The following is a 25106-nucleotide window of genomic DNA, read 5'->3' as shown; positions in this document are numbered from 1 at the left end:
CCCCCCGCGCGCTGCTACGACCGGACGCTGCCTCTCATGATGGCCCCCGCAAGGAGCGAGAGCGGCAGGATGCGATCGACGGCGCCGACTTTCACCGCTTCCCTGGGCATCCCATAGACAACGGAGCTCTCTTCGTCCTGCGCGAGCGTAAAGCTGCCGGCATCGTGCATTTCCTTCAGGCCGCGTGCGCCGTCGTCGCCCATCCCCGTCATGATCACCCCCATCGCGTTCTTCCCTGCGTGGCGAGCAACGGAGCGAAACAGAACGTCCACCGAGGGCCGATGACGATTGACGGGCGGGCCATCCTTGATCTCGACGATGTATTGCGCACCGCTGCGGACGAGCTGCATGTGCTTGCCACCTGGAGCGATCAGCGCCTGTCCCGGCAGGACGCGTTGCTTGTCCATCCCCTCTAGCACCCTGATCGCACACAGGCTGTCGAGCCGAGCGGCAAAGGCAGCGGTGAACATCTCGGGCATGTGCTGCACGATGACGATGCCCGGTGACACCCGCGGCAACTCAGTCAGAATCCGCTCGAGAGCGAGCGTTCCACCGGTCGACGTGCCGATGGCGACGATGCGCTCGGTCGTTTGCGCCATCGCCGTGCGCGGTCCATCGGAATCCGGCGGCGGGGTGCGGGCCTGGGCGGTGTGCCGCACGGCCCCCATGTTCGCACGCGCGGCCGCCTTGACTGCGGCGATGAGATCGTCGCTCGAATCCTGCAGGAAATCATCGACCCCCAAGCCCGGCTTGGTAATGATGGTGACAGCGCCGGCGGCCAGTGCCTGCAGGGTCGTCTCCGCTCCGGTCGTAGTCAGCGAAGAACAGACCACCACCGGTGTCGGCCGTTCGGCCATCAGCTTTCCGAGAAAGGTGATGCCGTCCATCCGCGGCATCTCGATATCGAGCGTAATGACGTCCGGCCATTCCTTGCACATCTTCTCCATTGCGAAGATCGGATCCGATGCCGTGGCGATGACCCGGATATTCGGATCCCGGTCGAGAATACTGCTCATGACCTTGCGGACGACCGCAGAGTCATCGATGACCATTACCTTGATTTCGCGTCCCATAGCCCACTTGCTTCGTGTCCGGTTCCTCCGCCGGATCCGGTTGTTGTCCTGCCTGTACCGATCACGCGCGACGACTGGCACCGCGCCCCCGCGATGGCCGACTGCGCCAGCGACGCCGACGCGCTCGACCAGTCCGGCCTTCCGGAGCCCCGCCGGTCGATCCCAGCACTCACCTCCCTGCCGACACCGAACGGATTGTCGCCATTTCCGCGATGGACAACACGCGGGCAACGTCAAGGATGATGACAAAGCGCCCCTCCGCGCGCGCCATGCCTGCGATGAACCGGGTGTCGACGTCCGTGCCGAAGCTCGGCGGTGGTTCGATCCGGTCGGCGCCAATGTCCATCACCCCGTTGACGCCGTCCACCATCACCCCGAGGATGTGCTTCGTTCGGCCGTACTCGACCTCGATGATGACGAAGCAGGTTCGCTTGCCGACTCCCGTTGCATCGCGACCGAAGCGCACCGCGAGATCGATGATGGGCACCACCGACCCACGTAGGTTAATCACCCCCCGTACCGATTCGGGCATCATCGGCACGCTGGTGGGCAGGCTGTACTCGATGATTTCGCGGATACGCAAGATATCGACCGCATAGACTTCACCTGCCAACCGGAAGGCGAGATAGAGCTGCCCGGCCGCGCCGGCATCAGCGCCTTCCGGCGTTTTGCCCGCAATGGCCACTTCCTGCCGGGCGGCGACGGGAACCACGATTTCGCTTTGCATGACGCACTCGCTAGAATTTTTCGAAGTCCTTCGCGTCGACGTTACTCGACGCCGGGTACATGACCCGGGCGACGATCTCCTTGGTCAGTGTCTTGGCACTGCCTTTTGCCCTCACCGGCCGAGTTGCGGCCGAGTTCGCGGGGCGCTCACCGGCGACGACGAACTGCGACATCAGATCCTTCAGATTCTCGGCCTGTGTCCCCATTTCCTCCGCTGTTGCGGCAAGCTCTTCCGACAGGGACGCATTCTGCTGCGTAACGCTGTTGAGCTGGCCCATGGCCATGGTGATCTGCCCGGCACCGTTCGATTGCTCTTCCGAGGCGGCGGAGATTTCGCGCACCAGATCGGCGGTCTTGCGGATCGAGGGCACCATTGTTTCCAACAAGCCGCCGGCGCTTTCGGCGGTCGCAACGCTGCTTGTCGCCAGCTCGCCGATCTCCTGGGCCGCGATCTGGCTGCGCTCGGCCAGCTTCCGGACTTCTGCGGCCACGACCGCGAATCCCTTGCCGTGCTCCCCGGCCCGCGCGGCCTCGATGGCGGCGTTGAGTGCGAGGAGATCCGTGCGGTAGGCGATGTCGTCAATGATGCCGATCTTGTCGGCGATCGCCTTCATGGCCGCCACCGTCGACTTGACAGCCTCGCCGCCGGCGATCGCGTCTTCCGAGGATTTGCGCGCGATGCCGTCCGTGGTCCTGGCGTTGTCGCTATTCTGGGAGATCGACGCCGACATCTGCTCGACGGCCGACGAGGTTTCCTCAACGCTGGCGGCCTGTTCGGAGGTCGCCTGTGACAGGGACTGCGAGGTGGCAGAGACCTGCGTCGCCGCATTGGCGAGCTCATCCGACGCGCTGGAGACATGCGCGATGGTCTGCGACAGTTTGGTCACAGTGTTGTTTACGCTCCCGACCAGGGCACCGAAGTCACCTTCGTAGTCGGCCTGGATGGTTTGCCTGAGATCGCCTTGCTCGACCGCCGCCATGACGCGCTTGACGTCGTCGATCGGCTCGACGACCGCAACCATCGTGGCGTTGATACCTTCGATGATGGCGCGGAATTCCCCTTGGTGCTTGGCGGCATCCGCCCTTGTTTCCAGCTTGCCGCGCTGAGCCGCAGCAGACAGGGCATGCGCGTCGGCAACGAGGGTGCGGATCGTCGCCGACATCGCCTCCATCGACGCCATGAGGCTGTGCTTGTCGCCAGTGTGCACTTGGATCTTGCTCGACAGGTCGCCCAACGCGATCCGGTTGGCGATTTCCGCCGCCACCGCCGGCTCACCGCCCAATTGACCGGTGATGTAGCGGAAGACCCAGTACGACACCGCCAGCGTGATCAGCAGGACGACGACACCGAATGCGATCATCCAAGATTCCGTCGTCCTGATTTCCTCATCGAATTTGGCATCTGCCACACGCGATTCGACGGAGACCGATTCAGCTACCTGGCGTAGGTTCTCCCGCATCTTCTCGACTTCACCGTCCAGTTGGCCGTCGAGCTCGCGAATCACGGCCTCCGACGCCTTGTTGCTCTCCAACAGCGGCAGCATCTTGTCTTCAAAAATACGGGCTGTTTCCTTGAACGCCGAAGCGGCATCGGCAACCCAACGCCGTTCTGCATCGGTATCAGCAGCCTTGGCCGCCTCGGCCAATTCCTCTTCGGCAGATTTCTTGACCTCGACCCAACTCTTTCGACTTTCCCGCAGATTGCGATTGATGACAGCGTCGGCGACAACCTGATAAAGACGGGCACCGATATTCTGTGCATTGGCCAGATTTACGGACGTGTTCGAGCGGTCCACACCTTCGTCCTGCATGCGGGCGAGGCGGCTCATGCTGGTCGCACTGAGGGCAATCAGCACGACGACCGCCATGACGGACACCACGAGACTGATGATCAGTCTGTTCTTGACGCTGAGGGTCATGGCTTTCTCCTGATCAGGAAGCAATTTGGAATTGCGGAATAAGGACATGGAGGTGTTCGGTACAGACCGCGTGCAAATAGCATAGGCCCGATGGGCATCACGCCGCGGCAAACGGCGCTCGGTCGGGCTCGCGCATCGGCTTTCCTCGTGGCAGGGCCGAGCAATGCCGCACGAGCGCCGGCACGTCGAGAATCATCCCGACATCGCCATTGCCGATAATGGTGGATCCCGCGACGGCCGGGACTTCGGAAAACAGCGGCCCGAGCGGCTTGATGACGGTCTGGCACTTGCCGTAAATGCGATCGACCACCAGGCCGGCACGGCGACTGCCGAAGCGCACGACCACGACGCGGGGCCTCGGGTGCCCCGCGCCCTGTTCCCGGAAGACCTCGCGCAAGCGCACGAAAGGCAATGCCTCCTCACGCAATTCGAGATAATCCTGGAAGCCGATATCGGGCGGCAGTTCGATACATTCCACCACGAGGTCGAGCGGGATGATGAAGTGCGAATTGCCGACGCCGACATGAAAGCCGTCGATGATCGCCAGTGTGAGGGGCAGGCACATGCGCATGGTGGTGCCTTGCCCCGGAACCGATTCGATATCGAGAGTACCCCGCAGCGCCTCGATGTTGCTGCGTACCACGTCCATCCCGACGCCCCGCCCCGAGAGGTTGGTGACATGCTCCGCCGTCGAAAACCCCGGCGCGAGAATCAGCCGATAGATGTCCTGGTCGGAAAGGTTGGCGTCCTCGCCGATCATGCCGCGCTCGAGCGCCTTCCTCAGGATACGCTCGCGATCCAGCCCGCCGCCATCGTCCTTGACTTCGATGTTGATGCTGCCGGACTCGTGGAAGGCATTCAGCTCGACCGTGCCCCGCGCCGGCTTGTTGCGTGCTGCACGGACCTCGGTGGGTTCGATGCCGTGGTCGATCGCGTTGCGTACCAGATGCATCAGCGGATCGCCGATCTTCTCCACCATTGATTTGTCGAGTTCGGATTCGGCACCATTGATGCATAGGTCAATGTCCTTGCCGAGCTCCTTCGACACGTCACGCACGACACGCGGAAACCGGGAGAAGACTTCGCCGATGGCCACCATGCGCAGCCGCAGAGCCATGTCGCGGATGTCCTCGACGAGAGACAGAAGAACCTCGGCCGACTCCTGGATCGACGGCTTGTTCAGGCGACTGATCTGCAAATGCGTGCCGACGCCCGCGATGACCAACTCGCCGACGCGATCGATGAGGGCATCGAGCCGATCCGCCGGTACCTTGACCGTCTTGCTGTCGGCCGCACGCCTTTCGGCGGCGCTCTTCTGCTTGTCGATCGCGGCGTTGATCACCTCGCGTTCAGCGGCTGCTCGCTCGACGAGCACCTCACCGAGCCGCTGCCTCCCCCCCAGGTCGCGCTGTACGGCAAGCGCCTGGTCGAGCTCACGTTGAGTCACGGAACCACAGGCGACGAGAATCCGCCCGATCATTTCGGCGCTGTCCGGCATTGACTCGATCAAGGCCACATATTCGTCGATCTTACTGGCAGGCGGCAGGATGACGATCCGCGAATTATCGCTCACGAACTCGAAGACGCTTTCGATCTCGGCCTTGCTGGCATTGCTGCGCAGCGCCACTTCGAAGCCGAGGTAACAGAGCTCGGGATCGGCGCTGGCGAAATCCGGAATGGCCTCGGTCACGGTCTCAACGTGCAACAGCGTCCCATATTGATTCAGGTAGTTGATGAAGGCCAGTGGGTCCATCCCGTCCTGCAGCATCTGCGGGCCGAAGCGCAACGAAACATGCCAGTGGTCGGCCCCGATGGCACCGCCACCGCTGGCGATGACCTCCGGTTCGGCCGCAGCCGGAGGCGTCGGCGCATACGTCTTAACGGACGCCTCGTCCGCGCCGAGCACCACCTGCAGCTTTTGCAGCAGTTCGTCGCTGCGTGCGACGGGAACTTCGGTGCCCTCGGCAACGGCGGTGATCAGGCTGCAGATGTGATCCTGGCATTCGAGCAGCAGGCTGATGAGTTCGCTGCTGAACTGCAGCCCGCCGTTGCGCAGGCAATCGAGCACATTCTCGACCACATGGGTAAAACGCACGACCTCGTCGAGGCCGAACAGGCCACCTGACCCCTTGATCGTGTGCGCACAACGGAACAGCTCGTTGAGCTCGTCGTCGGAGCACGGCGCCTCTTCGGCGCCCAGCAGGATCTCCTCCATCCGGCCGAGCAACTCGCGAGCCTCGTCCATGAAGGTTCCGAGCGCCAAGGCGAGATCGTTGTTCAATTCGGACACGGCTGCCCCTCCTCCGGCTCCCGAGCAGGCATCACGAGCGGATCGCCGAGCACGCCAGCCAGATTGGCCAGATCGACGAGACGCAGCACGCAGGGCGGATGATTGACAAAATGGACTTCCTTGCCCGGATCGCGTTTGGCAATCAGCATCAGTTGCAGGCCCGCCGTGTCGATGTCGCTCACGCCGAACAGATCGATTTCGATCCGGTCTGCATGCTCCATGCAGTCGGCCAGGCTCGCCTTGATTTCGGCGACCGTGTAAATGTTGAGCTCCCCGTTCAAGCTCACCCTTGCCGCACTGCCATCACATTTCACGTCAATGCTCATGGCAGTTTGCTCAAAGCAGGATTCGCGACACGGCGGCGAGCATCTGCTGGGGCTGGAAGGGCTTGACGACCCACGCCTTGGCCCCTGCTTCCTGCCCCGTCTTCTTCTTCTCGTCGGATCCCTCGGTGGTCAGCATGATCACCGGCACGAACTTGTAGGCCGGGTTCTTCTTCATTTCCTTGACAAAGGTGATGCCGTCCATGTTGGGCATATTGACGTCGCTGATGACCAGATGAACCCGCTGGCCGGCAAGCTTGCTCAGCGCATCCTTGCCGTCACAGGCCTCGATGACGTCGTACCCGCTGCCCTTGAGCGCCATGCTGACAACCTGTCGCATCGACGATGAGTCGTCCACCACCAAAATGGTCTTTCCCATGGCTATTTCCCCTTTTCAAGCCTGAGTTTTCTAAGTTGGTCGCTGCTTCCAAGGCCGCTGTCCGGTCGCACGGGGGTGTCCTCAACAGCCTCCCCTGCACTCGTTTGGCACTATGTCGAGGTTCTGGATCGAGCCGGACCTTCAATTTGAACGTCTAAAAAAAGGTGATGTCGGTTGTCGCGACCTTGCCCTGCGCCGCCGGATGGGCACAATCGTATTGCTCGAGCGTGGTGTAGGTCTTCTCGAGCGCGGCGACCCAGGCGCGGGTATCGAAGGCGTCAGGCGTCTCGCCGCGTGCGATCTGGTGCTCCTGCTCGCGAATCCGCTCCAGCAGACGCGCGATGTCCGCGGAGACCGCCACCAGGATCTGGCTCATTCGGTCCTGAAACTGCAAATGCACGAGGACCGTCTGGACTCTTTCGCGAACACTCTGGCTCCCCTCGGCCATATTCCGGGAAGCATCGCTGAGCCCGCTCATGACGTCCGTGAAGCGCCCCATGACAGAGTGAAGCGTTTCATCCGAACTGCTGATCAGCGATTCGTTCTGGAGTGAGAGCTGCTCGGCGGAAGTCAGGGCGGATGACATCGCCACATTCACCGAATCGACGTGCTCGCGGATCTCCTTGCCCAAGGCCCCCGACTGATTGGAGAGCTTCCTCACCTCATCGGCGACGACGGCAAAGCCGCGGCCCGCCTCCCCGGCGCGGGCGGCCTCGATGGCCGCATTGAGTGCGAGCAGGTTGGTATGCTTTGCGACCTCGGCAACGCTGTCGGCCATTTGCCTGAGTTCCTGCACCGTCTCGGCGAGTTCGCGGAACTTGAGCAACATCGGCCTTTGCTCTTCGAGGGCGTGATTGAGCCGTTCCAGCATGCCTTCGAGATCCGCGCGGGAATGTTCGATGACGGCGACCACCCCGTCCCCCGCTTGAACGTTGCTCCCTTCGAGAAGCGACTGCAATTGGCTCAAGATGGATTCGAAGTCCTGCGTAAGCTGGGCCCCGGCGCCTTCGGTCTGCAGACGGGCGATGTCGATATGCTTCGCCCAGCGACGCATCGATGCGTCCGCAACATCGTGCAAGCTATGTAGATAGGATTCGACCCCGTTCGCGCCGCTCGGCGCCGCGGCCCGGGCGCCCAGTTCGCGGACGAGTGCGGACTTGATCTCTCTCCGCTCCCGAAACGAAGCGATGGCGACCAAGGCGAACAACCCCACGCCCCAAGCCGCGCCTACAATGACGGAGCCGACGCTCCAGGCAAGCATGATTGCCCCCGCCAGGCCCGCCAGCAGGGGCCATCTTCCCATCGAGCGCATGATGTTTGCCGATATGGCTTCGACAGACGAAACCCCAGCATTGGCGTTGGTCATAATCCCACACCTCCTACATGGTCATAGAATACTCCAAACACATGCGGGGTGTTGACGAAGACGCGATCGTCATGCCCAGAACAGGCAGTGCCCGAATCCGACGCGGTGGTCCCGAGGAAGGGGATACGCTGCGACGGATCGTCACACCCGCCCGGCGTCAGCCGTCCAGTGCCGCGGCGAGATCTCCGGCAAGGTCATCGACGGCTTCTTCGGTCGTCGCCCAGGAGCACATGAAGCGCGCGCCGCCGCCGATGAAGGTGTAGAACACCCAGCCGGCTGCACGCAGGCGCTCGATCGCCGGCTGCGGCAGGTTGATGAAGACGCCGTTGGCTTCGGTCGGCAACAGCATCTCGGCGCCGGCGAGACGCGCGATGCGGTCGCGCAGGCGTTGCGCCATCGCGTTGGCGTGCGCGGCGTGCCTGAGCCAGACGCCGTTGTCGAGCATCGCGAGCCAGGGCGCGGAGAGAAAGCGCATCTTGGATGCGAGTTGGCCGGCCTGCTTGCAGCGGTAGGCAAATTCCTCGCCCATCGCCTTGTCGAAGAACACGATCGCCTCGCCGACCGGCAGGCCCATCTTGGTGCCGCCGAAGCACAGCACGTCGATACCGGCGCGCCAGGTGATGTCGGCGGGCGCGACGTCGAGCGAGGCCACCGCGTTGGCGAAGCGCGCGCCGTCCATATGCACCTTCAGGCCCTGCTCGTGCGCGAGGCGCGCGATGCCTGCGATCTCGCCCTGCTGGTAGAGGGTGCCGAGCTCCGTCGCCTGCGTCAGCGTGACGACCTTGGGGCGGGGGTAGTGGATGTCGCTGCGGCGGGTGATGACTTCGCGCACGCCGGCCGACGTGAGTTTGCCGTGGCGATGGGGCGCGAGCAGCAGTTTGGCGCCGTTCGAGAAGAACTCCGGCGCGCCGCATTCGTCGGTGGCGACGTGGGCGGTGTCGCTGCAGATCACGCCCTGGTAGGACTGGCACATCGCGGCGAGCGCGAGCGAGTTCGCGGCGGTGCCGTTGAAGGCGAAGAAGATCTCGGCGTCGCGCTCGAAGAGGGTGCGCAGCTTGTCGCAGACGGCGGCGGTCGCGTCGTCGTTGCCGTAGGAGGACGCGAAGCCGCGGTTGGCGTCGTTGAAGGCCGCGAGGGCCTCGGGGCAGACGCCGGCGGTGTTGTCGCTGGCGAATTGCAGTTTGTAGCCGGGGGTCGGGAAGGCTGTCTCGGTCATGTTCTTGTCACCTTGTGGGCGCGGGGGAGAGAGTCGTGCTCCGGATGCGGAGCACGACAGCTTACCCGATGATCGACACTCGGCTCGCGCAGGCGACTAATTCGGCAATCCGCGCCCTTCCCCCGCTGTTCGGCGGGACGCGAGCCAGGCGTCCGCCAGCTGCACGGGTAAGGGGCGGGAGAAGAGATAGCCTTGGAATTCGTGGCATCCGGCATCGGAAAGGAGCTGCCACTGCTCCTGCGTCTCGACGCCTTCGGCGACGACGGTCAGTCCGAGTTCGAGACCGAGCGAGACGATCGCACGCGCGAGGATGGCCTCCTCCGAACCGGGCACGGCGCGGGCGACGAAGGACTTGTCGACCTTGAGGATGTCGAGCGGAAAGCGCGTGAGGTAGGCGAGCGAGGAGTAGCCGGTGCCGAAGTCGTCGACCGCGATGCGTACGCCGATGGCCTTGAGGGCGCGCAGCTGCTGGACGGCATCGATGCCCTCGCCCATCAGCGTGCCTTCGGTGATTTCGAGCTCGAGGCAGGCCGCCGGCAGACCCGCGGCCGCGAGTTCGCCGCTCACGCGCGAGACGAGACCATCGGCGCGGAACAGGCGCGGCGACAGGTTGACGGCGATGGTGAGCGGCGCGACGCCCGTGCCGATCCAGCGCGCGGCGTGCTCACAGGCGCTGCGCAGCACGAATTCGGTGATCGGGCCGATCAGGCCGGTATCTTCGGCGATCGGCACGAAGACCGCCGGCGAGATCGCGCCGAATTCCGCGCTCGTCCAGCGCGCCAACGCCTCGAGCGAACAGACGCGTCCCGCGCGATCGACCTTGGGCTGGAAATGCACGTCGATCTCGCCGCGCTCCAGCGCGTGGCGCAGCGCCGATTCGAGGCGCAGGCGCTCGACGGCGGCCGCGTTGAGGTCAGGTGTGTAGACCGCGTAGGTCGAGCGCCCCGCTGCCTTGGCGGAGTACATCGCGGCGTCGGCATGCTGCAGCAGCACGTCGACGCCGGCATCGCCTTCGAGCATCGCGACGCCGATGCTGCAGGTGACCATCAGTTCGTGGCCGGCGACCTGGATCGGGCGCGCGATCGCCTGCAGCACGCGGTCGAGCACGCGCCCGATCGTCGCGCGGTCGCCCGGGTAATGGACGATCAGCACGAACTCGTCGCCGCCGTAACGGGCGACAGTATCGATTGCGCGCAGGCAGCTCTTCAGGCGCGCCGCGACGACCATCAGTAGTTCGTCGCCGACGGCGTGACCGAGGCTGTCGTTGATGACCTTGAAGTTGTCGAGATCGACGAAGGCGACCGCCACTTCGCCGCCTTCCCGCGCGACATGCACGCGCGCCTGCTCGACGCGGTCGCGCAGCAGGTTGCGGTTCGGCAGGCCGGTCAGGGGATCGTGGTTGGCCTGGTGTTCGAGCTGCTCGCGGTAGCGCTTGCGGTCGCTGATGTCTTCGACCGTGCCCTGGTAGTAGAGCAGCTCGCCGTCGGCGCCATGCACCGCGTGCGCGGTCTCGGCGATCCACAAAGTCGAGCCGTCGAGCCGATAAACTTCGGACTCGAAGCTGCTGACATAGCCGCGGTCACGGATCAGGCGCTTGAATTCCTCGCGGCGGCCCGGCTGCACATACAGTCGCCCTTCGATGTCGCGCAGGCCGGCCATCAGCTCATCGACGGTCGTGTAGCCGTACATCCGGGCGAGCGCGGTGTTGGCGGCGAGATACTGGCCGTCGGCCGAGGTCTGGAAGATGCCGACGACCGCGTTCTCGAAGAGGCTGCGGTAGCGCGCCTCGGTTTCGGCCAGGCGCTGCTGCGCCTCGACCTGGTCCGTGATGTCCTCGATGAAGCATTCGACGACTTGGCGGCCGGATTCGTCCTGCACGCCGACGCCGCGTTCGAGCACCCACTTGATGCTGCCGTCGCGGCACACGACGCGGTATTCGATGCGGTAGCGCACGCCGGCCGCGAGCGCGGCCACGATCTCGCGGCGCACATGCTCGCGGTCGTCGGGATGCGTCAGCGCTTCATACGAGACGTAGCGGTTTCCGATCAGCTCCTCCGGCGAATAGCCGAGAAGGCGGCGGCAGCCTTCGCTGACGAAGAGCATCGTCCAGTGGCGGTCGATCGCGCAGCGGCAGACCATGCCGTCGAGATTGTCGATGAGGACCGACAGGAATCGGCCGCTGTCGATGCGCTGGCCACGCCGCACCGATGGCCCGGCCGGGATGTCTGCGTCCATGGTCATCACTCCTGCATTCATCTCGCGATTCCGCCGGCGAGTTCTGAGTTCCCGGCCGTCCCGCCCTGGGCGAGCGCGGCGTCGAGCACCCGTTGCTCATGCGCGAGCCACGCAAATACCGCGTCGATGGCGGAGGTCCCGAGCGTGAAGCATTCGCTGGCGCTGAGTTCGATTTCGCGCGACGCGATCAGGCGGTCGCGCAGCGCCGCGACGAATGTCGCCACCGCCCGACGCGCCTCGGCGGGGACTTCCGTCATCGCCGCGGCGCCGGGCGCCTGCGCCTGGGTCATCAAGGACTCCGCGCGCGACAGCAGGAAAAGCAGGCGCACGCGCGACACCGGTGGGCAATGGCGACGGGCTGCCACGGCGCTGGCGAGCGCCCTCGCCTGACCGAGCGATTCGACGAGGACGGGCAGCCGATGGAAGAAATTCCGCGCCGCGACCGCCGGGATGGTGCCGCTGAGCGGCTGCTCGACGCGGGCTTCGCCGATCGCCGCAAGCCAGTCGAGCAAGGTCGCGACGATGCGGCAATGCGTGTGGAAGCTCTGTTCCGGGGTGAGGTCAGCGAGCCCCTCGACGAGGCGCTCCCACTCGTGACGCAGCACCCGCGCGTCGTGCGTGACGAAGCACGGGATGCGCTCGCCGTCTTCGCGCTTGGCGGCGTCGAGCACGGATGAGAAGAGACGTCGCACCGCGCCCTGCTTTTCGGGCAGCCGGGCGGCAAACGAGGTGTCGCCCGCCCGCCAGGCGGCACTCATGCCCCGATGCTGCTGGACCTGGGCGATCAACTGGACGAGATTCCCGGCGCTGGCGAGCGCTCCGCGCGCACGTTCGATCTTGTCGTGCGAGCGCTTGCGTCCGCCGCCCCAATAGATGCATGCCAGCCCGGCGACCGCAAGCGCTGCGGCGCCCGTGCCCTGAAGTGTCGTGATTTCCATCATTGCCCCGTTCATTCGTAGCGATAGCCGTGCAGACGCTCTTCGAGGCGACCGACAAGCAGTTCAAGGTATTTCGCCAGCTCGCTGCTTTCGGCGACGCGGCGGGCGTTGTCGTCGGCGAGTTGCGCGACGCGCTCGATGTCGACGGCGATGCGTTCGCCGGCGACGCTCTGCTCGGCGCTGCCGTCGGCGATCTCGCGCATCCGCGACAAGGTTTCGAGTGCCGCGGCCTCGATCGCGGCGAGCGCCGTCGCGGCGTGGCGGGCGCGCTCGGCGCTGTCCTGGGCGCGTCGGTCGGCGGCCGAGACGGCGCCGATCAGGCGTTCGACATCGGTCTGGACCTGCCCCACGAGGGTGGCGATGTCGCGCGTCGCCCGCGTCGTGCCCTCGGCAAGGTCACGCACTTCGTCGGCGACGACCGCGAATCCGCGCCCGGTCTCGCCCGCACGGGCGGCTTCGATCGCCGCGTTGAGCGCCAGCAGATTGGTGCGCGCGGCGATCTCCGCGATCGTCGTGGCGATGCCGTCGATACGGCGCGAGCGCTCGGCGAGCTGGGCCGCGCCCTGTGCCGCAGTGCCGACATCGCCGGCCAGGGCCTGCATCGCGCTCGCGACGCCCTCGACTTCGGTGGCGCCGGAGCGCGCCTCGGCGACCGCCGCCTGCGCAACGGTCGCAGCTTCGGCGGCACCGTCGCGCGTGCTGGCGAGGCTGGTGATGAGCTCTTCCAGCGTCGCCGCGGAAGACACGGTGGTGTCGCGCTGCACATGCACGCCCTGCTCGCCGGCGGCGGCATTCGCGGACGCTTCGCGCGACACGCTCTTCAGCTCGTCGGTGGCGCGCCCGAGTTCGACGAACACGCCCGTCAGCCCCCGTGCGGCACCGTTGAAGCGCTCGCAGATCGGCGTGACGTCATCGTCGCCGGCCGTTGCGAGCCGAGCGGTGAGGCGCCCTTCCGCGAGCTGCGAGGCAAAGCCCTCGAGACGCGCGAGTTGCCGCCCCAGGCCATGCGCCGTCCAGCCCGCCAGCGCGACGCCGCCGGCAGCCAGCGCCAGTCCCGACGCGAGAATCAGATTGTCACTTGCTAGGCCGGCAACTCCTGCCCCCGCCCCCGACAGGATCGCCGCCAGCACGATCCGGCGCAGCGCGGGCTGGCGCGCCGGATGCAGCGAGGCGGCGACTGTCGGGGCACCCGAGTGCTCCGATCCGTTCATTTGCGTTCTCTCTCTTGATGGTCATGCTTATTCTTTAACGCTCTTGTTACACGCCTTCCATCGTCAGGCGGCGCTGCGGCCTGCCGCGACGAGGCGCTTGATCTCGGGCACGCAGGAACCGCAGCTCGTGCCGCACTTGAGCTTCTCCTGCAGTTGATCGAAGCCGTCGCCACCCGCGATCGCGGCGGCGATGTCGCTCTCCGAGACGTTGAGACAGTTGCAGACGATGCGCCCGCGGCTCTTCGCGGCGGCCGGCGGGCTCGCGAGCGGGGCGAGGATCCAGCGGCGCAGCTCGGCGGTCGGCTGGCGCTCGACCAGCACGTCACGCAGCCAGCCGGCAGCGGCCGTCTCCCCGGTCAGGCGCAGGCCGACCAGAAGCCCCCCCTCGATACGCGCCCGCTTGGTGATGCCGCGGCGCGCATCGCTGTAGGCGAGGCAGTGGTCGTCGTCGAGCCCGAGCAGTGCGTCGAGTTCGTCGAGCCACGCCTGCGGAATCGGCTGATCGTGGGCGATGCGCAGCACGACGGCCGGGTGGTCGCGGCCCGCGAGCGCGAGCGACGCGTAGGCGAAGCGCTCCAGCCACGGTACGAGGAGCGCGGCGCGCTCGAGCGTGACGCCGGCGGGGTCCCTTTCCTCCCCCTCGCCCCCCGTCGCCTCGCCCGGCTCGCCGCGCATGATCAATGCCTGATGCGGCAAATTCGCTTTTTCGACCTGCACGGTCGCGTGTTTCAACTCCGGCTGCTTCGAGAACGGATCGAATTCCTTCATCGTCAGCACGTTCACGCCAGCGGAATTCAGTGCGTTGGAGCCCCAGTGCATCGCGACGAAAGCCTGGCCGGAACGGATCTCGCTCGACGCTGCAGCCCGCAGCACGATCTCACCGCGGCGGCTCTTCACGCGCACGAGGTCGCCGTCCTTGACGCCGCGCAGATGCATGTCGTCGGCGTTGAGCTCGATGCGCGCCTCGTCGACGTGGTTGTACAGACGCGCGACCTTGCCGGTGCGGCTCATGCCGTGCCACTGGTCACGCAAGCGGCCGGTGGTGAGGCGCAGCGGATAGCGCGCATCGGCGCGTTCCGCGGTGAGGCGCCCGGTCGGCACGACGAAGCGCGCACGGCCGTCGGCGGTCGGAAAGCGGCCATCGGCGTAAAGCCGTGCGCGCCCTTCCGTCGCCCCTTCCGGGAAGGGCCACTGCTGCGGGCCCTTGGTGTCGAGCACCGCGTAGGACAGGCCGGCAATGTCGAGGTCGCGCCCGCGCGTCGTCTCGGCATGCTCGGCGAAGATCGGCTCGGGGCCCGCGTAGCCGAACATGCGCTCGGCCTCGGGCTTGCCGATCAGCGGTCCGAGCTTGCGCGCGAAGTCGCAGACGATCGCCCAGTCGGCCCGTGCCTCACCCGGCGCAGGGACCGCGCGATTGACGTGCGTGATGCGGCGCTCGGAGTTCGTCACCGTGCCTTCCTTTTCGCCCCAGGTCGAGGCCGGCAGCAGCAGGTCGGCGAAGGCAGCGGTCTCGGTGTTGCCGTAGGCTTCCTGCAGCACGACGAATTCGCAGCGCGCGAGCGCCTCGCGCACCCGCTCCTGCTCGGGCAGCGACTGCGCGGGGTTGGTGCAGGCGATCCACACCGCCTTCACGCGGCCTTCGTGCATCGCGTCGAAGAGCTCCACTGCCGTCAGGCCCGGTTTTTCGGGCACGTCCGCGACACCCCACAGCCGCGCGACTTCGGCGCGGTGCTCGGGGTTCGCCAGATCGCGATGCGCGGACAGCAGATTCGCAAGACCTCCGACTTCGCGCCCACCCATCGCGTTGGGCTGGCCCGTCATCGAGAACGGACCGCTCCCGGGCTGGCCGATCTTGCCGGTCGCGAGCGACAGCGCGATCAGCGCCGTGCCGTTGTGTGTGCCGTGCGTCGACTGGTTGAGGCCCTGGCACCACAGCGACATCGCGCGCGGCGACTCGCCCCACCAGCGGGCGGCGGTGCGGATGTCCTCGGCCTTCACGCCGCAGACCTCGGCCGCGACCGCCGGCGTGATCTCGCGCACGTGCTCGCGCAGCGCGTCGAAACCTTCGGTGTGCTCGCGCACGAAGGCGTTGTCGACGAGGCCTTCCCACAACAGCACGTTGAGCATCGCGTTGAAGAGCCAGATGTCGGTGCCGGGCAGGATCGGCAGATGCAGGTCCGCCGTTGCCGCGGTGTCGGTGCGACGCGGATCGACGACGATGATCTTCATCTCGGGGCGGGCCGCCTTCGCGTCCTCGATGCGGCGGAACGCGATCGGGTGCGCATAGGCGGGGTTGCCGCCAGCGATCAGCAGGCAGTCGGTCTCGGCGAAGTCCTCATACGAACAGGGCGGCGCATCGGCCCCGAGCGTCTGCTTGTAGGCCGCGACCGCACTCGACATGCACAAGCGCGAGTTGGTGTCGACGTTGTTCGAGCCGATCAGGCCCTTCACCAGCTTGTTGAAGACGTAGTAGTCCTCAGTCAGGAGCTGACCGGAGATGTAGAACGCGACGGCGTCCGGACCGTGCTCCTTGATCACGTCGGCAAAACGTTGCGCGGCGGCGCCGAGCGCCTCGTCCCAGCCCACGCGGCGGCGCGCGTCGCCGCGCGCATCGCGCAGTTCCGGATACAGCAGCCGCGTCTCGCGGCGCGCCGTGAAGTGCAACGTCGAGCCCTTCGTGCACAGCCGGCCGAAGTTCGCGGGATGTTCGGGGTCGCCACGCACGCCGGTGATGCGCGCGCCGTCATGTTCGATGAGGACGCCGCAGCCGACGCCGCAATACGGGCAGGTGGCCTTCGTTTCCATCAGGGTCTCCGGGGGTGTCGTCATGTTCTTAGTGGCGGCTCAACAGGAACAGCAGCAGCAGGTTCAACAGCAGCGACGCACTCGCCAGCACCTTCAGTGCGAGCGTCGGATTGCGGGCCGCCAGCGGCGCACGCCTATGGGTCGCCAGCGGGCGGTGCGCACCACGTTCGAGCGCGAGCAGGAACTCCTCGGCCGTCTCGAAGCGGTCTTTGGGATCGCGCGCACAGGCTTTCAGCAAGACCCGTTCCAGCCACTCGGGCGTGTCCGGCCGGTAGCGCGTCGGCAGTACCGGCTCGCCGAAGCGCGGCGTCTGGAAGGGTTCGATCTCGCCGTAGGGGTATTTGCGCGTCAGCAGCTCGTAGAGCGTCACGCCGCAGGCGTAGAGGTCGGAGGATTCGTTCGCCTGTTTCCCCGAGAACAGCTCCGGCGCCATGTAGGACGGCGTGCCGGGGTTGTTGATCTCGCGCAGGTCCTCGCCGTCGGAGGCGGCGACGCCGAGGTCAAGCACGCGCAGCTCGCCCTTGCGGTCGATGTGGATGTTGTCCGGCTTGATGTCGCGATGCACGATCCCGAGCCGGTGCAGCGCCGCGACCGCATGCAAGAGCGCCGTGCCGATGCGGACAAGCTCGTGCGCCGCGTAGCGATGCCCGCGCGCGAGGCTCGCCTTCAGCGTCTCGCCTTCGTGCCAGCTCATCAGGTAGTACAGGTGGTCGCGCCCGGGGTGGTCGCAGACGCGCGGGAAGCCCTGGCCCGGCACGCGGCGCGCGATCCACTCCTCGCGCACCAGGGCGGCCATCGCCTCCTCGTCGCCCTCCTCCTGGCGCAGGGTCTTGAGCACCAATGCGGTGCCATCGGACATGCGCGTCACGCGATACAGCAAGGTCACGCGCGATTCGTGCAGCAGCTCCTCGACGCGCAGGCCGTCCATTGTCTCGCCGACCTTCAGACGCGGCGGCAGCGGCAGGCGGCGGCCGCTCGCGAGGCGGTCGCGCAGGTTGTCGGCCGGCACGACATCGACGTTCGCAACGAGCGCCGTGCAGTTGTCGGTCGCACCGCGGCGCAGCGCTTCGAGCACCAGCAGGTCGGCCGCAGCCTGGGGATCTTCCTCGCGCGCCAGCAACTCGCCCATGCCCTCGTCGCCGAGCGTATTCCACACCCCGTCGCTGACGAGCAGGAATCGGTCATCGACGGCCAGCTCGCCATCCGCGAAATCGATCAGCAACTGCGCATCGAGTCCGACCGCGCGGCGCAGCACGTTGTCGAGCTCCGGGTGTTCCCAGGTATGGTCTTCAGTGAGCCGGCGCAGCGCGCCGTGGTGCCACAGGTAGGCGCGCGAGTCGCCGACGTGCGCGACGTAGTAGCGCCGCCCGCGCAGCACGACCGCCGTGAGCGTCGTCGCCATGCCGGCGTAGTCGCGCGACTTCGCCGACTGCGACAGCAGCCAGCGGTTGATCGCGCCGACCACCGTGTCGATCGATTTCTCGACGCTCCAGGTATCGGGCGTCGCGTAGTAATCCGCGAGCAGGCCGCGCACCGTGTATTCGGCGGCCTCGCGTCCATTCGCGTGGCCGCCGACGCCGTCGGCCACCGCGAGCATCAGGCCCTTCGCCTGGAGTTCGGCTCCTTCCGGGGTCGCCGCGCCGACGAAGTCCTCGTTGCGCGGGCGCAGCCCCTGCTCGGTCGCATGGCCGAGGCGGACGGAGAGCGGCGCCGCCTTGCCGCTCCGAGGCGCCGCCGCAGGTGCGGCGCTCACCGGAGACGACGACTCGACGGTAGCGGCCTTGTTCATGCCTGCGCTCTCCGCTCGTGCCTCAATCCCGCGCGTCAGATCCGCGCCGACGTGAGGTGCGCCGCACCCCAAGTCGTGCGCCAGCGGGTCTTCACCGAGGTCAGCCCGATCAGCGCCGCCAGGGCGAGTCCGGCGAAGATCATGAAGCCCGCCTGGTAGCTGCCAGTCGCCTGCTTCGCGTAGCCCAGCGAGGACGCGAGGTAGAAGCCGCCGACACCGCCCGCCATGCCCACGAGGCCCGTCATCACGCCGATCTCCTTGCGGAAGCGCTGGGGCACGAGCTGGAACACAGCGCCGTTACCCATGCCGAGCGACAGCATCGCGAGCACGAACACGCCCAGCGCCATCCACGCCTCCGGCAGCCCGACGCTGACGATCGCGAGGAACATCGCCGCGAACACGTACATCACCGACAGACTCTTGATGCCGCCGACGCGGTCCGCGACACGGCCGCCGATCGGACGCACCAGCGAGCCGGCAAACACGCAGGCCGCGGTGAAATAACCCGCCATCTTCGCATCGAGCCCGTACTGCGTATTGAAGTAGATCGTCAGCGAGGACGCCAGGCCGACGAAGCCGCCGAAGGTCACCGAATAGAAGAACATGAACCACCACGCGTCCTTGTCCTTCAGCACCTTGAAGTACTCAGCCAGCGGCTTGGCGGGCGGGCACTCCGGCGCATCCTTCGCGACGACGAGGTAGAACGCGAACACCACGATCAGCGGAATCAGCGCGAGGCCGAACACATTGGTCCAGCCGTAGGCCATCGCGAGTCCCGGCCCAAACAGCGCGGCGAGCGCGGTGCCCGAGTTGCCGGCCCCTGCGATCCCAAGCGCCGTACCCTGATGCTCCGGCGGATACCAGCGCGACGCGAGCGGCAGCGCCACCGCGAAAGCCGCGCCGGCGAAGCCCAGGAACACGCCCAGCAGCAGCGTCTGCTCATAGCTGTGGATGCCGAACTTCCACGCGACAGCGAGCGCGCAGATGACGATCACCTGCCCGATCGCACCGGCCATCTTCGGCTTCAGGTGATCGACGAGCACGCCCATGAAGATACGCAGGATCGCCCCGGCCAGCACCGGCACCGCGACCATCATGCCCTTCTGCGCGTGGTCCAGGCCCAGGTCCTTGGCGATCTGCACGCCCAGCGGCCCGAGGATGACCCACACCATGAAGGCCAGGTCGAAATACAGGAAGGCCGCCAGCAGCGTCGGGGGGTGGCCTGCTTTCAGGAAGGATTGCTTGTCCATATCGTTCTCGTCTCTCTGTGGGTTCGGGCAGGCTCAGACCTTGAGCAGGACCTTGCCGCCCTCGACCTTCACCTCGAAGGATTTGGTGCAGCCGACATCCGGCGCGACCGCCTCGCCGGATTTCAGCTCGATCTTCCAGCTGTGCAGCGGGCACGTGACCTGACGCCCATGCACGATGCCCTGCGACAGCGGGCCCTGCTTGTGCGGGCACTTGTCGTGCAGCGCGAAGATTTCGTTCTCCGCGTTGCGGAAGATCGCGATATCGCCGCCGCGCGCCGCCTTCACGACGCGCGAGCCGAGCACGGGGATGTCTTCGACGGCGCAGATTTCCTTCCAGCCGGCTTCGACGTTGATTTCGATGGTGCTCATGAGATAGCTCCCGGATTTCAGACTTCGAGGATTTCGAATTCGCGGCGCACGGCGGGTGCGGCATCGGCGGCATAGCGCTCGGCCCACGGATCCTTCGCATCCTGCAGCGCGAAGAGCAGCCGCTCGTACAGCGCCTTGCGGTTCTCCGCGTTCTCCAGCACGTGCTTCTTCACATGCTCCAGGCCCACGCGCTCGATGTAATGCACGGTGCGCTCGAGGTAGTAGCCCTCTTCGCGATAGAGCTGCAGGAAGGCGCCGGAGTACTCCATGACCTCCTCGCGCGTCGCGACCTTGCACAGGAACTGCGCGACCTCGGTCTTGATGCCCCCGTTGCCCGCGACATACAGCTCCCAGCCCGAATCGACGCCGATCACGCCGACGTCCTTGATGCCGGCCTCGGCGCAGTTGCGCGGGCAGCCCGAGACCGCGAGCTTCACCTTGTGCGGGCTCCACATGCCGAACAGCATCTTCTCGAGGTCGATGCCCATCGACATCGAACGCTGCGTGCCGAAGCGGCAGTGCTCGGCGCCGACGCAGGTCTTCACCGTGCGGATGCTCTTGCCGTAGGCGTGGCCCGAAGGCATGCCGAGGTCCTTCCACACGTGCGGCAGGTCCTCCTTCTTGATGCCCAGCAGGTCGATGCGCTGGCCGCCGGTGACCTTCACGGTCGGCACGTTGTACTTCTCGGCGACCTCGGCGATGCGCTTCAACTCCGCCGGCGTCGTCACCCCACCCAGCATCTGCGGGATGACGGAGTAGGTGCCGTCCTTCTGGATGTTCGCGTGCGCGCGCTCGTTGATGAAGCGGCTCTGCGGATCGTCCTTCGCCTCGTGCGGCCAGGTCGAGATCAGGTAGTAGTTCAGCGCCGGGCGGCAGGTCGAGCAGCCATTGGGCGTCTTCCACGACAGCGTTTCCATCGCGTCGGGGATCGACAGCAGCTTGTGATCGCGGATCGCCTTGCGCACGTCGCCGTGCGACAACTCGGTGCAGCCGCACACCGGCTTGTCGTGCGCCGAGACGGCCTGGTAGGCACCGCCGACGGTCGAAGCAAGGATCTGCTCGACGAGGCCCGTGCAAGAGCCGCAGGAGGACGCCGCCTTCGTATGCTTCTTCACCTCATCGACGGTGAAGAGGCCCTTCTCCTTGATCGCCTTGACGATCGTGCCCTTGCACACGCCGTTGCAGCCGCAGACCTCGGCGGTGTCAGCCATCGAGGCCGCCTTGTTCTCGCCCTTGTGGCCCGCGTCGCCCAGGTGGTTCTGGCCAAACATCAGGTGGTCGCGGATCTCGTGGATGTCCTGCTGATCCTTCATCAGCTGGAAATACCAGGTGCCGTCCGCGGTGTCGCCGTATAGCACGGAACCGATGATGCGGTTGTTCTTGATCACAATGCGCTTGTAGACGCCGCCCTGCTTGTCGTGCAGCACGATGTCCTCGGTGTCCGGGCCGCCGGTGAAATCGCCCGCAGAGAACACGTCGATGCCGGTGACCTTCAGCTTGGTCGAGGTCACCGAACCTTCGTAACGGCCGATGCCGAAGTTCGCGAGGTGGTTCGCCGCCACCTTGCCCTGCTCGAAGAGCGGCGCGACCAGGCCATAGGCGATGCCGCGGTGCGCGACGCACTCGCCGACCGCGTAGACGCGCGGGTCGGTCACCGTCTGCAGCGTGTCCGAGACGTGGATGCCACGCACGCGCCCCGTGCCGCAGTAGATGCCGGCCGACTCCGCCAGCGCGTAGTTCGGGCGGATGCCGGCGGCGACGACGACGAGATCCGCCGGAATCTCCATCCCGTCCTTGAAGCGCACCGCGCTCACGCGGCCGCTCTCGCCGCGGACCAGCGCCTCGGTCTGCTTCGACAGCAGGAAGTTCATGCCCTTCGCTTCGAGCGAGGCCTGCAACATGTCGGCCGCCGGCTTGTCGAGCTGGCGCTCCATGATCCAGTCGGCCAGATGCACCACGGTGACGCTCATGCCGCGCAGCATCAGGCCGTTTGCCGCTTCCAGGCCCAGCAGGCCGGCACCGATCACCACCGCGTGCTTGTATTGCGTCGAAGCGTCGATCATCGCCTCGGTGTCGCCGATGTCGCGATAGGCCAGCACGCCCGGCAGGTCCGCGCCGGGGATCGGAGGAATGAACGGGGTCGAACCGGTCGCGATCAGCAGGCGGTCGTAGTCGGCCTCGGTGCCGTCGGACGCAATGACCTTGCGCTTCGTGCGGTCGATCTTCGTGACCATCTTGCCGGCATGCAGCGTGATGTCGTTGTCGCGGTACCAATCGAGATCGTTGAGCATGATCTCCGGCAGCGTCATCTCGCCGGCGAGCACCGGCGACAGCAGGATGCGGTTGTAGTTGCCGTGCGGCTCGGCGCCGAACACGGTGATCTCGTACAGATCCGGGGAAAGCTTCAGCAGCTCTTCGAGCGTGCGGCAGCCGGCCATGCCGTTACCGATCATCACGAGTTTCTGTTTTTTCATGGCGGGCTCCTTCAGGCAGCGCGGGATACGAATTCGGGGGAGGATTCGGAAGAGGACAGGGCAAGGCGGTTTTCGGCGTAGGCCGCGACGTCGCCGATGACGATCAGGGCGGGCGCAGGCAACGCCGCTTCACGGGCGCGATCGGCGATGTCGGCGAGCGTGCCGACCACCTGCTGCTGCGTCGGCAGCGTGCCGTGGGCGATCACGGCCGCCGGTGTGGCACGCGACAGGCCGCCCGCGGCGAGGCTTTCGACGATGCGCGGAAGTGCGCCGAGGCCCATGTAGATCACGAGGGTCGTGCCGCTTTTCGCGAGCGCGGACCAGTCGGGTTCGGTGCCGTCTTCGGTGTGGCCGGTCACCATCGTCACGCCGAAACAGTGCGCGCGATGCGTCACGGGGATGCCGGCCGCGCCGGTCACCGCGACGCCCGCAGTCAGGCCGTGGATCACTTCGACTTCGATGCCGAGCGCGCGCAGGTAATCCATCTCCTCACCGCCGCGCCCGAAGACGAAGGGGTCGCCCCCCTTCACCCGCGCCACGGTCAGCCCGCGCCGTGCATAGCGCGCCATCGCGCGATGGATGAATTCCTGCGCGGCGGACTTCATCCCCGCGCGCTTGCCGACGCGCAGCACGCGTGCGGCGGGCTTCGCCAGCGCCAGCACTTCGTCCGTCACCAGCGCATCGGCCAGCAGCACATCGGCCTCAGCGATGGCGCGGGCGGCGCGCAGCGTCAGCAGGTCTGCAGCTCCGGGGCCGGCACCAACGAGAAACACCTTGGCCATGATCGATCTCCACTCCGAAAGGCGAAAAAAAACGGCGTCGCGTCATTCCAAGGATGGATTCCTCCCCTGAAACGACGGACGCCGTTGTCCGCATGCTCTGCATCAAGCACTTCCCGCCGGAGCCTCGTTGCTCCGGCTTACGGACTTCCTAGAGCAAAATGGGTGCCAACACCCGATTTATCGATCAAAACATTGATTTTTAAACGATATATTTTTATTGACTGCGGATGTCACAAGACCGAGCCCCCGATGAAGGGCACCATTTCAGTGCATCAAACGCAATGCTGCACCACAACATGGCGGTCTGCGCCTAGCCGAACGGCACGCAGAGGACAAAGGAAATGCCACTGGACCGAGCGCTCGCGAATCCCAAATGCGGGATTCGCGAGGCGCGACGTCAGCTCAAGAAATGGCGGAAGGCACGTCGGTATCCGTAGCAGATACGGAACCGGCGCCCCGGCGACGCGCCCCTCCACGGCGGAGAGGCCCCGTCGGGGGCGGCTTCAGATGATCGTGATGTCGCCGAAGTCGAAATCGGCGGTATTGCCCTTGATGATCGCCATCAGGACGGGCTGCGAATCCGACTGGTTGCCGTCGGCGTCGTAATACAGCTTGCCGGACGAGGTATCGAAGATCAGGAAGTCGTCCACGCCGGTCTCGTTCGCACTCGCACCGGTCAGGCCCGAGCCCTTGATGAAGTTCGTCGCGCTGATGCCATTCTCGAATGCGTCAAAGATCGTCGAATCGAATGCTAGGTGGTCGACAGCAACGCCGTTTCCGCCTGCGTCGAAATCGTTGATCCGGTGCGCCAAGACGACCGTGCTGGTCGTGCCATCACGGTTTTGAACGGTCGTGCTGGTCGCGGACGGGATATCGGTGAAGACGAAGACGTCGTTCCCGGTTCCACCCCATACCTTGTCGTATCCCGCACCGAGCACGATGAAGTCGTCACCGGCGCCGGTCTTGATGACGTCGTTGCCTTCCGAGGCGACACCGTCCTCAGTGTAATAACCATCCACGTCGATGATGTCGTTGCCCGCGCCTGTCGTGATGATGTCGTTACCCGACCCGCCGATCACTGTATTGTCGCCATCGCCGGCAATGATCTTGTCGTCGCCTGTGCCCGCGGCAAGGAAATCGTCTCCGCTGCCAGCCTTGAAATTGTCGTTTCCGTCATCGGAATCGGTGCTGCCTGTTTCCGCGATCACCCAGTTGTCGCCGTTGCCGGCATCGACCTTATCGTTACCGTCGCCCGCGAAGACCCTGTCGTCCCCGTCGCCGGCCTTGATATTGTCGTTTCCGGCATCGCCGTCGATGACGTCATTGCCTGCCGTTCCGGTCAGCTTGTCGGCGCCCGCTGTGCCGATGAGCCCATCCCACTCGATGACGGACCACAAGGTATTGGACCCCGACAGATCGTTCCACTGGCCGGCAATTCCGATCCCGCCGCTGGGTGCAGGCCACTTGCCCACGCCCATCGCGAGAAAATCCTGGTTGCCGTTGAAGTTGTCCGGCTCGCTGCCCAGCGTTCCCGAGCCCCAGTTCTGAAAGCCTGCGGACACGGGAGTGCCGTTCGTCCATTGCCAAGTTCCCTCGGTAACGCTGTCCGACGCACCGAGCCAAAGATAGTCGGCTCCGCCGCCGTCGGCGGCAAGCGTCGCCCCGTGCGGGACAGAGGCCTTGATGTTCTTCAGGATGGCGGCATTTTCAGCGGCCGAATCGACGATTGCCAAGTAGGACGTCATCGAAACACCGGAGAAATCGTCCCCCCATGCCAGAGACGCCGCGTTTGCTGCCGCGGCATCCCAAGTCATCGGGGCCGTCTCGATCTCGTAGGTATGACCGTTGTAATAAAAATGGGTCGCCATCGCGGTCCTCTCCAAAACGGGCTGGTGGGCGAGATTACCTGCATATCATCCCCCCGTCACTCAACGCCCATGCGGGACCGACGTGCCGGTCGT

Annotated in this window: 18 protein-coding genes; all 18 read right to left on the bottom strand. The window is 65.8% G+C overall.

From position 1 onward, the window contains the following. Positions 1 to 14: 14 nt before the first annotated feature. The 18 genes from AZKH_RS04200 to AZKH_RS04115 all read right to left on the bottom strand — a co-directional run bounded on the left by AZKH_RS04200 (position 15) and on the right by AZKH_RS04115 (position 25013). A complete protein-coding gene (locus tag AZKH_RS04200) occupies positions 15 to 1073 on the bottom strand; it encodes a chemotaxis response regulator protein-glutamate methylesterase (RefSeq protein ID WP_015434495.1) in 1059 nt (352 codons plus the stop codon). 169 nt (positions 1074 to 1242) lie between these two features. Continuing rightward, positions 1243 to 1800, bottom strand: a complete 558-nt coding sequence (locus AZKH_RS04195) for a chemotaxis protein CheW (RefSeq protein ID WP_015434494.1) — start codon at positions 1798 to 1800, stop codon at positions 1243 to 1245. A 10-nt stretch (positions 1801 to 1810) separates the two neighbouring features. Further along, positions 1811 to 3718 (bottom strand): methyl-accepting chemotaxis protein, encoded by a 1908-nt coding sequence (locus tag AZKH_RS04190; RefSeq protein WP_015434493.1) that lies wholly within the window; start codon positions 3716 to 3718, stop codon positions 1811 to 1813. Between the two features lie 97 nt (positions 3719 to 3815). Next, positions 3816 to 6008 (bottom strand): chemotaxis protein CheA, encoded by a 2193-nt coding sequence (locus AZKH_RS04185; RefSeq protein WP_015434492.1) that lies wholly within the window; start codon positions 6006 to 6008, stop codon positions 3816 to 3818. Further along, positions 5996 to 6334, bottom strand: coding sequence for a lipid asymmetry maintenance protein MlaB (locus AZKH_RS04180; RefSeq protein WP_015434491.1), 339 nt, complete (start codon positions 6332 to 6334; stop codon positions 5996 to 5998). The genes AZKH_RS04185 and AZKH_RS04180 overlap by 13 nt, the downstream gene beginning before the upstream one ends. Before the next feature lie 10 nt (positions 6335 to 6344). Continuing rightward, positions 6345 to 6710, bottom strand: coding sequence for a response regulator (locus AZKH_RS04175; protein WP_015434490.1), 366 nt, complete (start codon positions 6708 to 6710; stop codon positions 6345 to 6347). 154 nt (positions 6711 to 6864) lie between these two features. Next, a complete protein-coding gene (locus AZKH_RS04170; RefSeq protein WP_015434489.1) occupies positions 6865 to 8076 on the bottom strand; it encodes a methyl-accepting chemotaxis protein in 1212 nt (403 codons plus the stop codon). Positions 8077 to 8233: 157 nt separating this feature from the next. Then, the gene (locus AZKH_RS04165; RefSeq protein WP_015434488.1) at positions 8234 to 9292 is read right to left on the bottom strand and encodes a low specificity L-threonine aldolase; all 1059 of its coding nucleotides are present in this window, start codon (positions 9290 to 9292) and stop codon (positions 8234 to 8236) included. 96 nt (positions 9293 to 9388) lie between these two features. Further along, positions 9389 to 11527 carry a bifunctional diguanylate cyclase/phosphodiesterase gene (locus AZKH_RS04160; protein WP_041655891.1) on the bottom strand — a complete coding sequence of 713 codons (2139 nt, stop codon included), beginning with the start codon at positions 11525 to 11527 and terminating at the stop codon, positions 9389 to 9391. Between the two features lie 17 nt (positions 11528 to 11544). Continuing rightward, positions 11545 to 12468, bottom strand: a complete 924-nt coding sequence (locus AZKH_RS04155; RefSeq protein ID WP_015434486.1) for a nitrate- and nitrite sensing domain-containing protein — start codon at positions 12466 to 12468, stop codon at positions 11545 to 11547. An 8-nt stretch (positions 12469 to 12476) separates the two neighbouring features. Further along, a complete protein-coding gene (locus AZKH_RS04150; protein WP_015434485.1) occupies positions 12477 to 13676 on the bottom strand; it encodes a methyl-accepting chemotaxis protein in 1200 nt (399 codons plus the stop codon). Positions 13677 to 13739: 63 nt separating this feature from the next. Next, positions 13740 to 16481: a nitrate reductase gene (locus tag AZKH_RS04145; RefSeq protein ID WP_051071639.1), complete on the bottom strand. Its 2742-nt coding sequence runs from the start codon at positions 16479 to 16481 to the stop codon at positions 13740 to 13742. A gap of 28 nt (positions 16482 to 16509) precedes the next feature. Next, positions 16510 to 18270: a bifunctional protein-serine/threonine kinase/phosphatase gene (locus AZKH_RS04140; RefSeq protein WP_015434483.1), complete on the bottom strand. Its 1761-nt coding sequence runs from the start codon at positions 18268 to 18270 to the stop codon at positions 16510 to 16512. Between the two features lie 35 nt (positions 18271 to 18305). Beyond that, positions 18306 to 19520 (bottom strand): NarK/NasA family nitrate transporter, encoded by a 1215-nt coding sequence (locus tag AZKH_RS04135; protein WP_015434482.1) that lies wholly within the window; start codon positions 19518 to 19520, stop codon positions 18306 to 18308. A 33-nt stretch (positions 19521 to 19553) separates the two neighbouring features. Next, a complete protein-coding gene (gene nirD, locus AZKH_RS04130) occupies positions 19554 to 19889 on the bottom strand; it encodes a nitrite reductase small subunit NirD (protein WP_015434481.1) in 336 nt (111 codons plus the stop codon). Between the two features lie 17 nt (positions 19890 to 19906). Next, on the bottom strand, positions 19907 to 22363 hold the full coding sequence (nirB, locus tag AZKH_RS04125) for a nitrite reductase large subunit NirB (RefSeq protein ID WP_015434480.1): 2457 nt from the start codon (positions 22361 to 22363) through the stop codon (positions 19907 to 19909). A gap of 11 nt (positions 22364 to 22374) precedes the next feature. Continuing rightward, positions 22375 to 23145 carry a uroporphyrinogen-III C-methyltransferase gene (cobA, locus tag AZKH_RS04120; protein WP_015434479.1) on the bottom strand — a complete coding sequence of 257 codons (771 nt, stop codon included), beginning with the start codon at positions 23143 to 23145 and terminating at the stop codon, positions 22375 to 22377. A gap of 503 nt (positions 23146 to 23648) precedes the next feature. Beyond that, on the bottom strand, positions 23649 to 25013 hold the full coding sequence (locus AZKH_RS04115) for a lectin-like protein (RefSeq protein WP_015434478.1): 1365 nt from the start codon (positions 25011 to 25013) through the stop codon (positions 23649 to 23651). Positions 25014 to 25106: the final 93 nt, after the last annotated feature.

The organism is Azoarcus sp. KH32C (assembly GCF_000349945.1).
Classification (GTDB): Bacteria; Pseudomonadota; Gammaproteobacteria; order Burkholderiales; family Rhodocyclaceae; genus Aromatoleum.
Note: the sequence above shows the minus strand (reverse complement) of the source record. Positions and strands in the feature narration are given on the sequence as shown.